The following is a 12705-nucleotide window of genomic DNA, read 5'->3' on the forward strand; positions in this document are numbered from 1 at the left end:
GGGGCAGCGATGTGCGCTGCCCCGGTCCGTGTTCGTGTCGATCAGTTGCCCTGAACGGCCTGGCGAACGGCGATGATGCCCTTGTAGGCGTCATGGGTGATCGGCATGAAACCAGAGGTTTCGCCAGCGGCCATGTTGTAGGCGCACTGTTCGTCCTTGCCGTGCAGTTCGTTGAGGAACTGGGTCACGTCTGCCTTGACCTGCTCGGGCAGGGCGCGGCGCAGAACGATCGGGCCTTCCGGGATCACTTCGGATTTCCAGATCTCAACGAGGTCGTTCATGTCGACGAGGCCCGAGTCGGACGCCTTGCGCAGCGCGCCGGAGTTGTAGCCATCGAGCCAGTCGCCCTGACCGTCGGCCCAGGTCACGCCTGCGTCCACGTCACCGTTGTTCACGGCAACGATGGTCTGCTCGTGACCGCCGGTGAAGCGCACTTCGCCAAAGTAGTCACCCGACTCCATGGTCGCGCCGGTGGCTTCGGGAATTTCGACCGACGGGATCAGGAAGCCGGAGGTGGAGTTCGGATCACCAAAGCCGAACACCTTGCCTTCCATGTCGTCGAGCGACGTGATGCCGCTGTCGGCGCGGGCAAAACCGATGGAGTGATAGCCGTACGAGCCGTCGAGGTTGGTCTTGACCAGAACCACGTCAACCGCTTCGGGGTCGGTCATGTAGGTCTTGGCATAGGCCGATGCGCCCAGCCACGCCATGTCGATGGTGCCGCCCAGCAGGCCCTGGATCACGCCGTCGTAATCGGCGGGGGTGAAGATCTTGGTTTCGACGCCAAGCAGGTCTTCGACATAGGCCCGGACACATTCGTTCGAGTTCAGACGGTCCTGGGCGTTTTCGCCGCCAAGGATGCCGATGCGGAATTCCGTGATGTCCTGCGCGAAGGCAGCGCTGCTCAGTGCGGTTGTAGTTGCAAGCGCAAGTGCGATGGTCTTTTTCATCTGTCTCTCCATTGGGTGTGATGAAATGCAAAAGTCCGCCGGAGCGGCTTTGAGCTGGTTCAGGCCGACACGAGTTTCTTGTCGGTCCGGTCCAGCGTTTCGATGGCGGTGGATGTGGCGGCTTCCGAAAAATCCGCCCCCGCCCCGTAGATGTCGCGAGCGACACCGGTCGTCAGTTGGTCGGGGCGTCCGTCAAAGACGATGCGCCCGTCGCGCATCCCGATCACCCGGTCGCAATAGCGCCGTGCGGTGTCGAGTGTGTGAAGGTTGGCAATGACCATGCGCCCGTCCTCTTCGTGGATGCGGCGCAGCGCATCCATCACGATCTGGGCGTTCATCGGGTCAAGGCTGGCAATCGGTTCATCGGCCAGAATGATGCTGGGATCCTGCATCAACGCGCGGGCGATGGCGACGCGCTGCTGCTGCCCGCCCGACAACGCCTCGGCGCGTTTCGGGGCCTGTTCGGCAATGCCAAGGCGGTCGAGGATTTCGATGGCCTTGTGGATGTCCTCCTGCGGGTAGAGGTTGAACATCGTTGCAAAGGTCGAACGCCGGTTCAACGTGCCGTGCAGGACGTTCGAGACGACGTCCATACGGGGGACAAGGTTGAACTGCTGGAAGATCATCGCGCAGCGCGATTGCCATTCACGGCGCGCCGCACCTTTCAGCGCGGTGATCTCCGTGCCGTCATAGAGGATGTCCCCGTCACTCGCATCGCTCAGCCGGTTGAGCATGCGCAGCAATGTCGATTTGCCAGCGCCGGACCGACCGATGATGCCGATCATCATGGGCTTTTCGACGGAAAAGGTTGCGGCATCGACAGCGACCTTGTCGCCAAACCGTTTGGTCAGTGACTTGAGTTCGAGCATGGTATCCCCCTGTTCTGAGGGGCGGATACGGGCTGTCTGCGACGCCATCACGACAGTTTTGAATCGAGTTTGCGAAGATAGGGAAACGATTTTGTAACATCCCGAGGCCGCGCCCGTGCGGGTCGATTTGACCACAGGCAAGGACGTTTTATCCACAGGCCTTCATGAAACTGTTACATTTCGCCTTCCCATGCTACCTTCTTTACATGCGATTTTTGTTTGCTCTCACTTTATGCGCAGCTGGATTTGCGCCTCACCTCGGAACCGCGACGATTTCCGACGTCTTCTGCGACGACAGTGCGCGGCTCGAAAAGCAATTGCTGACGATCCACGGAGCCCAAAAACTGGGTCGCGGGATGCGGGGCCCGGATGCGTTGCTCGAAGTCTGGATTGCCCCCTCTAGCGGGGATTGGACTATGGTTCAGAGCTATGCCAACGGCACCTCTTGCATCGTCGCAATGGGTGAACACTGGGAAGCCATTCCTCCCGCTGCCGATCCGGCTTAGGCCGCGGCTGTGTCCAGCACGTGAAATACTGTGTCGCGGCTGGCCTGGTCAGCGACATCGCCTTGGTGGACCTTCGAATCCGGACCGAGTGATCCGTCGTTCCGGCGGGCGATCTGTCTGCCGTCACCGTTCTTTGTTGAAGCTGACATATCGTTGTCACACGGTAGCGGTACCAAGTGATTCATTCGGATGAATATCAAAATGAAACGAGATCGTTGGCGCGACATTCGCGCAGCTCTGGAAAAAGACATCATGGACGGCATCCTCGCGCCCGGGGCGCAACTCCCGACTGAACCGGAATTGGCGCTGATCCACAAAGCCGGGCGGCATAGCGTTCGACGTGCCATCGCGGAGTTGGCGAAGACGGGGCATCTGAGCATCGAACAGGGGCGTGGCACGTTTGTGCAACCGCGTCCCAAGCTTGAATACATGATCGGGACGCGCACACGTCTGCGCCGGAACATGGCCTCGCAGGGTGTGGATGTATCCGGTCAAGCGCTTGGCGTGGACCGGCTAAAGGCGTCGGCCGAAGTCGCGTCGCATCTCAAGATCGAAGAGGGCGCCGAAGTGATCGCCTCCAGGCGACTGAGCCTTGCCGATGGCGTCCCGATCTCGTTTGGCACGATCTATCATGATGCAAGACGGTTCGCATATTATGCGGAGCGGCGTGAGGCCCTGGGGTCGGTGTCGCAGGTCTATGCGTCCTACGGAATCTTGGATTACGTCCGCGCCAGCACCCAGATGTATGCCCGGCCCGCCAGCGCCGAAGAGGCGCGCCAGTTGCGCCAGCATTCAGAGATGCCCGTGATCGTGGTGTCCGCCGTGGATGCAGAACTGGACGGAACGCCCTTGTCCTTCAGTGAGGTGATCTGGTCGGCAGCGCGGGTGCGCTTCAGCATTGATACAAGTCCGGAGACCGAGGCATGACACCATCCCCACGCAGCCTGACAGGTTGGACGCACGAGGCGCAGCTTGCCGTTCTTGCCCGCTCGGATCCCGCCAACCTCAAGGCGTTTGCCGATCCGCTGATCGAAACCTTGCCGGAGATAACGGTGGTCGAGAACCGAACCGGCCTTGTCATGTTGCCGATGCGCGACACGGCGCAGGGCACGCATTTTCACCTTGGCGAAGTGTTGATGAGCGAAGCGCGCATCACCGCAAACGACCACGAGGGATACGGCATGCGTCGCGGTCGTGACCTTGAAGCGGCGATGGCGATGGCCGTGGTCGATCTTGCGGTGTCCTTGGGGCGAGCCGGCGACGACTGCCTGGCCTTTCTCGAGGCTGAAGCCAGAGCGCAGGCCGACGCGGATCACGAAACACTGTGCCGGGTCGAGGCCACCCGCGTTGACATGGAGACATTCTGATGAGCGTCCATCCCGTCCCTTCGGATTTCGAGGCGCGCTGCAACGCGGCCTTCGAGGCTGTCATGTGGGCTATGGCCCGTCCCGGTCTGGTACGTGACCTTCCCACCACGGGTATGGCGCAACTCGTCGAGGCGTTGATCGACCGGGAATGTGCGGTGTATTGCGCGGAACCGGGGCTGGCCGAACTGGCAGAAAAGACCGGTGCGCTGGCCGTCGCGCCCGACCGTGCGGATCACGTCTTTGTCGACGATATTCCAGACCGGTTGCTGACACAGCTGAACTGCGGCACGGATTTGCACCCCGACGATGGCGCAACATTGATTGCGAAGGCCGACTTTTCCAACGGACCGCAACTGCGCCTGACAGGCCCGGGTATCGACGGGCATGTCGTCGTTTCCGTCGGCGGTTTGGCGCATGATTTCTGGCAGCATCGCAGGCGCGCTCTGCGGTACCCGATGGGGTTCGAGATATTGCTTGTGGATGGCGCGCGCGTGTTGGGTATTCCGCGCTCCACGATTGTAGAGGTGCTCTGATGGCATATGTGGCGACCCGAGGAGGCGAGCGTGCGATCGAACAGTCGCAGCGCCTTTTTTGTGCCGAGATGGGAGACATCACGCCAGACCGCATCGCCGAGATACGGGCCGCCATGCCGTATCTCATCGACCGGATCATGGGGGAGGCGTCGTTGTATGACGAAGACCTCGCCGCCTTGGCGCTCGCGCAGACGGGTGGGGAGCTTTACGAAGCGGTTCTCTTGCTCCGGGCGTGGCGGACGACCCAACCGCGGATTTCCGTGGCCGAACCGGTGACCCAAGACGCGCTCTTTACGCACCGACGCATTTCGGCAGCGTTCAAGGACATTCCCGGCGGTCAGGTGCTTGGGCCGACGCTTGATTATGCGCATCGTATCCTGGCGACGACCGTCTTGGATGGTCAGGTCAGCACCCCGGACCCGGTGACCCCCGCCAAAATGGCATCACCGCCAAGGCAACCCTCGGTCTCTGCATGGCAAGCCGAGAACGGTCTTTTGAGTCCGGCCACGTCGGACCACCTGACCGGGAATGACATTCCCGATGTCACCCGCGAGCCGCTGTTGTTTCCGGCAAAACGCGCACACACGCTGCAAAGCCTGGCGCGGGCGGAAACCGGTGGCGTGCTTGCCCTGGGATATGCGGCACAGCGCGGTTACGGTCAGGCGCATCCGACGGTCAACGAATTGCGTCTAGCCGAGGCGGAGATTGTCGTGACCCATCCGCGAGGCACCCGCTTCAGCGCCGGTCGGGTCAAGGTCAGCCAGGCCGAAGTCGTGTCGAAGAAGGGCTCGCAGCTTGAACTGGGTTTTTCGGCAACGATGGGCTGGAACGAGGTCAAAGTCATCGCTGCGGCAACGCTGGACTTGAATTCCAAGGGCGCACCCAAAGGCTCTGCCACCGAGGAGGAGTTCTTTCTCTATCACACGGAAGGTGTCGAAAGTTCGGGGTTCTGCATCCATTTCAAACTGCCGCATTACGTCACCTTTCAATCCAGCCTCGATGCGATGCGCGACGCGAAAGCCCGCAAAGCCGCACCCGAGAAAAGCCCGGAGCCTGCGGAATGAGCCTCAAGACATTGACCAAGCCGTGGGAAGCGATGGCGTATGGCTTCCTCGACGGCTCTGCCAAACGTGAAATCCGGCGCAAGATGATCAAGGCGATTGCCGTGCCGGGGTGCCAGATGCCCTATGCCAGCCGCGAGGTGCCGATGGCGCGCGGGTGGGGCACCGGAGGGCTTCAGGTGTCGCTGACACTGGTGAACCCGACCATGCGGGTCAAGGTGATCGACCAAGGGGCTGACGACAGCGTCAATGCGGCGTCGATCCGGCGCTTCATCGCGCGGGTTGCCGGGGCGCCCACCACAATGGACACGCTTGACGCGGACCTGATCCAGTCGCGGCACCGCATTCCCGAGGAAATCCTGCGCGACGATCAAGTTCTGGTCCTGCAGGTGCCAAACCCGGAACCGCTGCGTCCGGTGCAGCCGAACATGTCGATTGCCCGTCAGATGCATGCCGATGCGGATTACGGGCGCATGTGGCTGCAACTTTACGAACAGATCGTGCGGTCTGGACGGGTGATGCAAGGAGCCAGCTACCCAAGTCTCGTGCATGGACGCCATGTCATGACGCCGTCGCCGATCCCGCGGTGGGACGTGCCCAAGCTCAACATGGCGCAGCACCTCACGATCCTGTCGGCAGGACGTGAAAAGCGCATCTTTGCAGTGCCGCCATACACACGGGTCGAACCGCTGGTCTTTTCCGATGTGCCCTACAAGGTGGAAGACCATGCGGGCCTGACCTGCCACCGGTCGGGGACACGGGGGTTCTTCATGAATGAAATACCGCAGGAGGACGGGTCGTCGGCCTTCGAGGTTTCGGACAGTGAATGGGGCGTCAAGGCGATCCGCCGCCGCGACGGGGAAGAGGTGGCGCTGGGCGAAACCTGGTACAAGAACGGAAGGATGCCGTCATGACACTGACACTCGACGCGCCACGCATCGTCACCACGCATCCGCTTGTGCAGGTGCGCAATGTCTCGAAATCCTACGGCCCGGTACAGGCGCTGCGGGATGTCTCGGCCCTGGCCTATCCGGGTGAGGTGCTGGGGATCGTGGGAGAAAGCGGGTCGGGCAAGTCGACGCTCCTGCGGATGATGAACCTCGAGGAAACGCCGGACACCGGGAGCTATACGCTGGATCTGCCCGATGTGTCCGGCAATCTGTTTGACCTTGACCGTTTTGCGCGCCGGATGTTGTGCGCAACCTGCATCGGCATCGTGTACCAGAACCCGCATCTGGGCCTGTTGATGAAGCATTCCTCGTCCGGAAACGTGGCCGAGCGTCTGTTGGTGGCGGGCGAACGCAGCTTTGCCACCCTGCGGGCCAAGGCCACGGCGGCGCTTGAGGCATCCGAATTTCCGCTCGACCGGCTGGATGCGCCACCGATCGAACTGTCGGGCGGCATGCAGCAGCGGGTGCAACTGGCCAAGGCCATCGCGCTGGAGCCAGCGCTGTTGTTGCTGGACGAGCCGACGACGGGCCTTGATGTCAGCGTTCAGGCGCTTGTTCTGGACACGCTGAAACGTCTGCAACAGGAGCGGCGGATCACGATGGTGATCGTCAGCCACGATCTGGGCGTGATCAGAACGCTGGCGGATCGTGTCATGGTCATGCGCGGCGGGGCCGTGGTCGAGGCCGGATTGACCGACCAGATTTTCCAAGACCCGCAGCACGCCTACACGCAACAATTGGTGCACGCAAAACTATGACCCCCGTTCTGGACATCGAAGGCCTGAGCAAAGGCTTCACCCTGCATCACCTCGGCAATCGGATCGCCGCTTTCAACGACATCTCGTTCAAGGTCGCAGCAGGCGAGTTTGTGCTGCTCAAGGGGTCGAACGGTGCGGGCAAATCCACCTTGCTGCGCACGCTGTACCGGTCCTATCTGCCGCAGGCTGGCATCATCCGCTTTCACTCGGACCATGGACCGATTGACCTGGCGCGGGCCGCCGACATCGACATCACGCATCTGCGTCGGACGGAAATCGGGTTCGTGACGCAGTTCCTTCAGGCCCGCCCGCGTGTCAGCGCCGAAGCCATCGTGGCCGAACCGCTTCGATTGCATGGCGTGCCTGCCGAGGCGGCGTTGACCCGGGCGCGCGCCGCCCTTGCCACGTTTGGGGTCAAGCAAGACCTGTGGAAGGCCTATCCGACCACGTTTTCGGGGGGAGAGCAGCAAAAGGTGAACCTTGCGCGGGCCTTGATCCTGCCGCAGAAGCTCTTGCTTCTGGATGAACCGACGGCGTCGCTCGATGCCACCGCGCGCGCTGCGCTGGTTTCGCGACTGGCCGAATTGAAGGCCGCAGGGACGGCGCTGATCGGGGTGTTCCATCATCCCGGCGATGTGGAAAAACTGATCGACCGGGTTGTCGACCTGACACCGGAAATCACCCAAACCGAGGAGCGGATGGATGTGGATATCTGACGTAACGCTGGTCCTTCCAGACCGTGTCATGGCGCATGCCTCGTTGCGGATCGCGGACGGCATGATCGCCGAGATCGCTGAACGCCCGGTTTCGGGCGGGATTACCGGCACGGATCTGACGGTCTATCCCGGGTTCATCGACATGCATGGCGACATGATCGAGCTTGAACTCGAACCCCGGGCCCGGGTCGATTTTCCGATGGATGTGGCGCTGGCGTCATTGGATGCACGCTTGGCCGCCGCAGGGGTGACGACAGCCTATGCGGCGGTGTCCTTTTCTCGCGGTGCGCGTGACGGGGAACGTCGATCCTACGGGCATACAAGTCAGGTCATTCGCCAGATCCATGCCATGCGCAACACCTGCCGGGTCGATCATCGCATCCATGCACGGTTCGACATCACGTTTGACAACGCGGTTGGTGTTCTTGAGCAACTGCTCGACGATGGTCAGGTCGATCTTGTGTCGCTCATGGATCACACGCCGGGGCAGGGGCAGTACCGAAATCTTGAGGTACACGTCAAAAACAAGGCAGCGCATCACGGCATTTCGGAAACCGAAGCCCGCCAGATGGTCGCCAATGCCATCGCTGTAAGGTCGCGGCCGCAAGAAATCCTGATGGGCAATATCCGCTCGGTGTCCCGAATGTGTGCAGAGCACGGTGTCAGCCTTGCCAGCCACGATGACGACACCGTGGCGAAAGCCCACCTGATGGCCGATATGGGGGCCAGGATCGCAGAGTTCCCCGTGACGATCGAAGCTGCCGAGGCCGCTGCCGGCAAGGGGTTGATGACCGCGATGGGGGCTCCGAATGCCATGCGTGGCCAAAGCTATTCCGGCAATCTGTCCGCACGCGATCTGCATGCCGCCGGTCTGTTGCACATTCTGGCCTCCGATTATCACCCCGGGGCCATTCTCGCCGCCGTGCGCGCCTTGGCACCGAACGACCCTGACGGGCTTGCCGGAGCGGTGCGACTGGCGTCGGCCAACCCGGCGCGCGCTTTGGGCATGTCGGACCGCGGGGAACTGGTTGTCGGAAAACGGGCGGACCTGTTCATCGCCGACGCCCAGGGTCGCGTCGCGCTGACACTCTGCGCGGGCGACGTCGTGCACAGCAATGGGACCGTCGAACTGACCGCGTCCCGAACCCTGGCGTTTGCCTGAGCTGCGAGGGGAAAGTTCAATGAAATGTCATTGGGCAGTGCGGTAACTGTTACGTTCGGCCCCTAGGGTCATGGCAATTGAATTCATTCGGATGAATCGCCATGGCTGCCACCTTGTCCCTCTCGAATGTTTCCCGGGTCTTTGGCGAAACACGCGCCGTTGACCGGGTTTCACTGGATATCGACCCCGGTCAGTTCGTCGGAGTGATTGGCCGCTCCGGTGCGGGAAAGTCGACGATGCTGCGGCTGGTCAATCGGCTGATCGATCCGACCGAAGGATCGATCTCGTTCGACGGGGCGGAGATCACCGCGCTCAGGGGCAAGGCCTTGCGGGCATGGCGCCGCGACTGCGCGATGATCTTTCAGCAATTCAACCTTGTCGACCGCCTGGATGTGTTGACCAACGTGCTGATCGGCCGTCTGGCCGAGCATGGGTTTCTCAGTTCCATGGCCATGCGCTTTACCGATGCCGAACGCACAATGGCGCTTCAGGCGCTTGACCGGCTCGACCTTGTTCCGCAGGCCCTGCAGCGCGCGGGCACCTTGTCAGGGGGGCAGCAGCAGCGTGTCGCCATTGCCAAGGCGCTGGTTCAGCAGCCTAAGATCATGCTGGCCGATGAACCCATCGCGTCGCTGGACCCGGCCAATGCCACGCTGGTCATGGACGGTCTCAAGCAGATCAACACCGAAGATGGCCTGACCGTCTTGGTCAACCTGCACACGCTGGATACGGCGCGCGCCTATTGCGACCGCATCATCGCCATGCGGGCGGGGCGCGTGTTTTTCGACGGAACCGCTGCGCAGCTGACCGATGACGTCGTCCGCGACATCTATGGCACCGAAGGCCTGCGCGAATTCAACGAGGCGGTGACATCGACACAGAACATCGCTGTGCCTGCCTGACCCACTTGACCAACTGCCAATCCTAAACAGGGGAGATGACCCATGAAACTGCTCACAACCACCGCCCTGGTCGCCATCATGGCCACCGCCGCAACAGCCGAAGGCTGGAAAGACGACTACCAGGTTCTGAAGTTCGGCATCCTGTCGAGCGAGAATGAAAAAGACCGCCTGATGCGCAACGAACCGCTGCGCACCTACCTTGAGGACTCGCTTGGCGTCGAAGTCGAGATCTTCACCGCTGGCAACTATGATGGCGTGATCCAGGCGCTGTCCGCGAACCAGATCGAAATCGCGCGTCTTGGGTCTTCGGCCTACGCCGCCGCCTTTACCGCAACCGAAGGTGGCGTTGTGCCCACGCTGACAACGCAGAAGTTGGATGGCACGACAGGTTACTATTCGATCGTCGTGACCCGCTGCGACAGTGGCATCAAGACCCTCGAGGATGCCAAGGGCAAGGTCCATGCCTTTGCCGACCCCGACAGCACGTCCGGCTATGCCGTTCCCTACTTCAACATGGTCACGCGCGAAGGCTTCAAGCCCGAGGACTATTTCGGCACGGTGACCTTTTCGGGCAGCCACGAAGCTGGTGTGACCGGCGTCGTGAACGGCACGTTCGACACGGCGGCCACCTATCAGAACAACGCGGCGGATGGCATCTTTCAGCGTATGGAAGACAAGGGCATGATCGAACCCGGCCAGGTCTGCACCATCTGGGAAAGCCCCGAGATCACCTCTGGTCCGTGGACCTTCCGCAAGAACCTGCCCGAAGCCTTGATCGAAGACGTGACCGCAGCCATCGAAGCATTCCCGTCCGCCGACCCCGAGGGTTACAAGCTGTATTCCTCTTGGACAGCCGAAGACCCGAATCCCGATACAGGCTTTGTGAGGGTCGACGCCGAGCGCTACGACTGGATCGTCGATATGCGCGCCTGGATCAAGGAACAGCGCCGCTCGGGCTCGTAAGTCTTTGACACGACAGGGCGGGGTCCGCTCCGCCCTGTGCCCGTCCCTGTTCATTGATGCCACGGGTTTCACCGTCCAGCGCGTCGGACGGTTCGACCAGCCGCGCTTTCGAGGATCAAGATGACCATCACAGCCCACTTCAGCAACGATCCCCCGCGCGCCCGTGCGACAAGGCTGTCGCAATTCGAACTGGACTTCGCCGCGCAGCGCCGCCGGGCCAGGTTTGGCTGGATCATCGGGACGTTTTTGTTCGTGTTGGCCTTTGCCTTCACCTCGTGGATCGGAGACTTCTTCAAGGTCACGCAGGTGACCATGCCCGACGGATCGCGCGAATGGCGCTGGATCATCCCGGCCGGCATCCCGCGCCTTGGGGAATACCTCGAAAAGACCATCCCGACCCTGCGATGGGACACGCTTGGCGCGGACTTCGCCAATTGGTTCTGGCGCTGGAAAATCTGGATGGAGCTGTTGTTCGAGACCATCCTGATCGCCTTCATGGCGACGGTGTTCGGGGTGATCGGCGGATTTCTCTTGTCCTTTCCGGCATCGCGTAACCTTGCGCCGAACAAATGGGTGCTCTGGCTCACACGCCGCTATCTTGAGATTGCCCGCACGGTTCCGGAACTGGTCTGGGCACTGATCTTCGTGTTCTGCTTCTCGGTCGGGCCACTGGCCGGGGTTCTGGCCATCGGGCTGCATGCCACGGGTGCCCTTGGCAAGCTCTATTCCGAGGTAAACGAGAACATCGACATGCGTCCGCTCGAAGGCGTCAAGGCCGCGGGCGGTACATGGTTCGACCAGATCCGGTACGGTGCTGTCCCGCAGGTGTTGCCCAACATCATCAGCTACACGCTGCTGCGGTTCGAGATCAATGTGCGCGCCTCGTCGATCATCGGCTATGTGGGCGCGGGCGGTTTGGGGCAGGAATTCCGAACCGCCATGAGTTTTCAGGAATACACCGACCTGTCGGCGCTGTTCGTCATCATCTTCGTTACGGTGATGATCATCGATTACGGGTCCGAAAAGCTGCGTCACCGGATCATACACCTTGAGGAGAACCGGCCATGAGCGTGACATCCGACCAGATCGCCGAAGCGCGCGCCCGTGTTCCTCTGGCATTCCAGGCGCCTTTGCCGGTTCGCCTCCGCCGCTATGCGCTCTGGACCTTCTTCGTCGCGCTTTTCTGCTGGTGCCTCTACGATTTCAACTTCTCGCCCGTCCGCATCTGGGAAGGGTTGGCGCGTTTCGGCACCGTCGCGAGCTTCATGTTCCCGCCGTATGTCTGGACCTCGTGGGCCGAATTCTCGGAAATCCTCAACGGTCTTGGGGAAACGCTGGCGATTGCCTTTCTCGGCACGGTGCTCGGGGCGGTCATTGCCTTTCCGCTGTCTTTCCTGGGCGCGAAGAACATCAACCGCCTGAATTTTTTCCGGCTGGGTGTACGGCGCGGTTATGACGTGATCCGGGCCTTCGAGACACTGATCCTTGCGCTGATCTTCATCCGGGCCTTCGGCCTTGGACCGCTGGCCGGTATCCTTGCCATCGCCGTCAGCGAGATCGGCACATTCGCCAAGCTGTTTTCCGAAGCGATCGAGAACACGTCGAACAAGCCCGTCGAGGGGGTCAAGGCTTCGGGCGGATCGCGGCTTCAGCAAATCCGCTTTGGGATAGCGCCGCAGGTCAATCCGGTGATCATGTCGATTTTGCTCTACAATTTTGAATCCAATGTCCGGTCCGGCACCATCCTCGGGATCGTCGGTGCAGGGGGGATCGGGTTTCTTCTCTCCGACCGGATCGCGGCGTACAAATGGGGCGAGGCGTGGTCGATCATCTTCCTGATCATCGCTATGGTCTACGTGATCGACTGGCTGTCGGGCATCGTGCGCCAACGCCTGATCGGCAAGACGGAGTTGGCAAAATGAGCATGAGTTGCGTAAGTTACCGGACAGCGGTCCCGAAAGGGTCCGT

Annotated in this window: 15 protein-coding genes; 13 read left to right on the forward strand and 2 right to left on the reverse strand. The window is 61.4% G+C overall.

What is annotated here, in order from left to right; all coding sequences use genetic code 11:
- Window positions 1-41: 41 nt before the first annotated feature.
- Entirely contained in the window at window positions 42-950 is a 909-nt protein-coding gene (gene phnD / locus LCF60_RS16100; RefSeq protein ID WP_292293131.1) for a phosphonate ABC transporter substrate-binding protein, read from the reverse strand.
- A 59-nt stretch (window positions 951-1009) separates the two neighbouring features.
- Complete coding sequence (gene phnC, locus LCF60_RS16105) at window positions 1010-1819, reverse strand: phosphonate ABC transporter ATP-binding protein (RefSeq protein ID WP_292293133.1); 810 nt, start codon at window positions 1817-1819, stop codon at window positions 1010-1012.
- 164 nt (window positions 1820-1983) lie between these two features.
- Here phnC (LCF60_RS16105) and LCF60_RS16110 point away from each other — a divergent pair, with 164 nt between their 5' ends.
- From LCF60_RS16110 to phnE (LCF60_RS16170), 13 genes are all read left to right on the forward strand, one after another.
- Window positions 1984-2325: a hypothetical protein gene (locus tag LCF60_RS16110; protein WP_292293135.1), complete on the forward strand. Its 342-nt coding sequence runs from the start codon at window positions 1984-1986 to the stop codon at window positions 2323-2325.
- Between the two features lie 201 nt (window positions 2326-2526).
- Window positions 2527-3252, forward strand: coding sequence for a phosphonate metabolism transcriptional regulator PhnF (phnF, locus tag LCF60_RS16115; protein ID WP_292293136.1), 726 nt, complete (start codon window positions 2527-2529; stop codon window positions 3250-3252).
- Window positions 3249-3692: a phosphonate C-P lyase system protein PhnG gene (locus LCF60_RS16120; RefSeq protein WP_292293138.1), complete on the forward strand. Its 444-nt coding sequence runs from the start codon at window positions 3249-3251 to the stop codon at window positions 3690-3692. The genes phnF and LCF60_RS16120 overlap by 4 nt, the downstream gene beginning before the upstream one ends.
- Window positions 3692-4225 (forward strand): phosphonate C-P lyase system protein PhnH, encoded by a 534-nt coding sequence (gene phnH / locus LCF60_RS16125; RefSeq protein WP_292293140.1) that lies wholly within the window; start codon window positions 3692-3694, stop codon window positions 4223-4225. The genes LCF60_RS16120 and phnH overlap by 1 nt, the downstream gene beginning before the upstream one ends.
- Window positions 4225-5289 carry a carbon-phosphorus lyase complex subunit PhnI gene (locus tag LCF60_RS16130; protein ID WP_292293141.1) on the forward strand — a complete coding sequence of 355 codons (1065 nt, stop codon included), beginning with the start codon at window positions 4225-4227 and terminating at the stop codon, window positions 5287-5289. Before phnH ends, LCF60_RS16130 begins: the two co-directional genes overlap by 1 nt.
- Window positions 5286-6200 carry an alpha-D-ribose 1-methylphosphonate 5-phosphate C-P-lyase PhnJ gene (locus LCF60_RS16135; RefSeq protein ID WP_292293143.1) on the forward strand — a complete coding sequence of 305 codons (915 nt, stop codon included), beginning with the start codon at window positions 5286-5288 and terminating at the stop codon, window positions 6198-6200. Before LCF60_RS16130 ends, LCF60_RS16135 begins: the two co-directional genes overlap by 4 nt.
- A complete protein-coding gene (locus LCF60_RS16140) occupies window positions 6197-6994 on the forward strand; it encodes an ATP-binding cassette domain-containing protein (protein WP_292293144.1) in 798 nt (265 codons plus the stop codon). The genes LCF60_RS16135 and LCF60_RS16140 overlap by 4 nt, the downstream gene beginning before the upstream one ends.
- The gene (locus tag LCF60_RS16145) at window positions 6991-7710 is read left to right on the forward strand and encodes an ATP-binding cassette domain-containing protein (protein WP_292293145.1); all 720 of its coding nucleotides are present in this window, start codon (window positions 6991-6993) and stop codon (window positions 7708-7710) included. Before LCF60_RS16140 ends, LCF60_RS16145 begins: the two co-directional genes overlap by 4 nt.
- Complete coding sequence (locus tag LCF60_RS16150) at window positions 7697-8872, forward strand: alpha-D-ribose 1-methylphosphonate 5-triphosphate diphosphatase (RefSeq protein ID WP_292293147.1); 1176 nt, start codon at window positions 7697-7699, stop codon at window positions 8870-8872. Before LCF60_RS16145 ends, LCF60_RS16150 begins: the two co-directional genes overlap by 14 nt.
- A 101-nt stretch (window positions 8873-8973) precedes the next feature.
- On the forward strand, window positions 8974-9774 hold the full coding sequence (gene phnC, locus LCF60_RS16155) for a phosphonate ABC transporter ATP-binding protein (RefSeq protein ID WP_292293149.1): 801 nt from the start codon (window positions 8974-8976) through the stop codon (window positions 9772-9774).
- A gap of 42 nt (window positions 9775-9816) precedes the next feature.
- Window positions 9817-10737: a phosphonate ABC transporter substrate-binding protein gene (gene phnD, locus LCF60_RS16160; RefSeq protein ID WP_292293150.1), complete on the forward strand. Its 921-nt coding sequence runs from the start codon at window positions 9817-9819 to the stop codon at window positions 10735-10737.
- A 120-nt stretch (window positions 10738-10857) separates the two neighbouring features.
- A complete protein-coding gene (gene phnE, locus LCF60_RS16165; protein WP_292293151.1) occupies window positions 10858-11805 on the forward strand; it encodes a phosphonate ABC transporter, permease protein PhnE in 948 nt (315 codons plus the stop codon).
- The gene (gene phnE / locus LCF60_RS16170; protein ID WP_292293153.1) at window positions 11802-12659 is read left to right on the forward strand and encodes a phosphonate ABC transporter, permease protein PhnE; all 858 of its coding nucleotides are present in this window, start codon (window positions 11802-11804) and stop codon (window positions 12657-12659) included. The genes phnE (LCF60_RS16165) and phnE (LCF60_RS16170) overlap by 4 nt, the downstream gene beginning before the upstream one ends.
- The last annotated feature ends 46 nt before the right edge of the window (window positions 12660-12705 follow it).

Source organism: Marivita sp. (genome assembly GCF_020055635.1).
Lineage (GTDB): Bacteria > Pseudomonadota > Alphaproteobacteria > Rhodobacterales > Rhodobacteraceae > Marivita.

Bases quoted from the DNA above. Each gene is read 5' to 3' on its own strand.
- phnD (WP_292293131.1), bottom strand. From the start codon at position 950: ATGAAAAAGACCATCGCACTTGCGCTTGCAACTACAACCGCACTGAGC.
- phnC (WP_292293133.1), bottom strand. From the start codon at position 1,819: ATGCTCGAACTCAAGTCACTGACCAAACGGTTTGGCGACAAGGTCGCT.
- LCF60_RS16110 (WP_292293135.1), top strand. From the start codon at position 1,984: ATGAAACTGTTACATTTCGCCTTCCCATGCTACCTTCTTTACATGCGA.
- phnF (WP_292293136.1), top strand. From the start codon at position 2,527: ATGAAACGAGATCGTTGGCGCGACATTCGCGCAGCTCTGGAAAAAGAC.
- LCF60_RS16120 (WP_292293138.1), top strand. From the start codon at position 3,249: ATGACACCATCCCCACGCAGCCTGACAGGTTGGACGCACGAGGCGCAG.
- phnH (WP_292293140.1), top strand. From the start codon at position 3,692: ATGAGCGTCCATCCCGTCCCTTCGGATTTCGAGGCGCGCTGCAACGCG.
- LCF60_RS16130 (WP_292293141.1), top strand. From the start codon at position 4,225: ATGGCATATGTGGCGACCCGAGGAGGCGAGCGTGCGATCGAACAGTCG.
- LCF60_RS16135 (WP_292293143.1), top strand. From the start codon at position 5,286: ATGAGCCTCAAGACATTGACCAAGCCGTGGGAAGCGATGGCGTATGGC.
- LCF60_RS16140 (WP_292293144.1), top strand. From the start codon at position 6,197: ATGACACTGACACTCGACGCGCCACGCATCGTCACCACGCATCCGCTT.
- LCF60_RS16145 (WP_292293145.1), top strand. From the start codon at position 6,991: ATGACCCCCGTTCTGGACATCGAAGGCCTGAGCAAAGGCTTCACCCTG.
- LCF60_RS16150 (WP_292293147.1), top strand. From the start codon at position 7,697: ATGTGGATATCTGACGTAACGCTGGTCCTTCCAGACCGTGTCATGGCG.
- phnC (WP_292293149.1), top strand. From the start codon at position 8,974: ATGGCTGCCACCTTGTCCCTCTCGAATGTTTCCCGGGTCTTTGGCGAA.
- phnD (WP_292293150.1), top strand. From the start codon at position 9,817: ATGAAACTGCTCACAACCACCGCCCTGGTCGCCATCATGGCCACCGCC.
- phnE (WP_292293151.1), top strand. From the start codon at position 10,858: ATGACCATCACAGCCCACTTCAGCAACGATCCCCCGCGCGCCCGTGCG.
- phnE (WP_292293153.1), top strand. From the start codon at position 11,802: ATGAGCGTGACATCCGACCAGATCGCCGAAGCGCGCGCCCGTGTTCCT.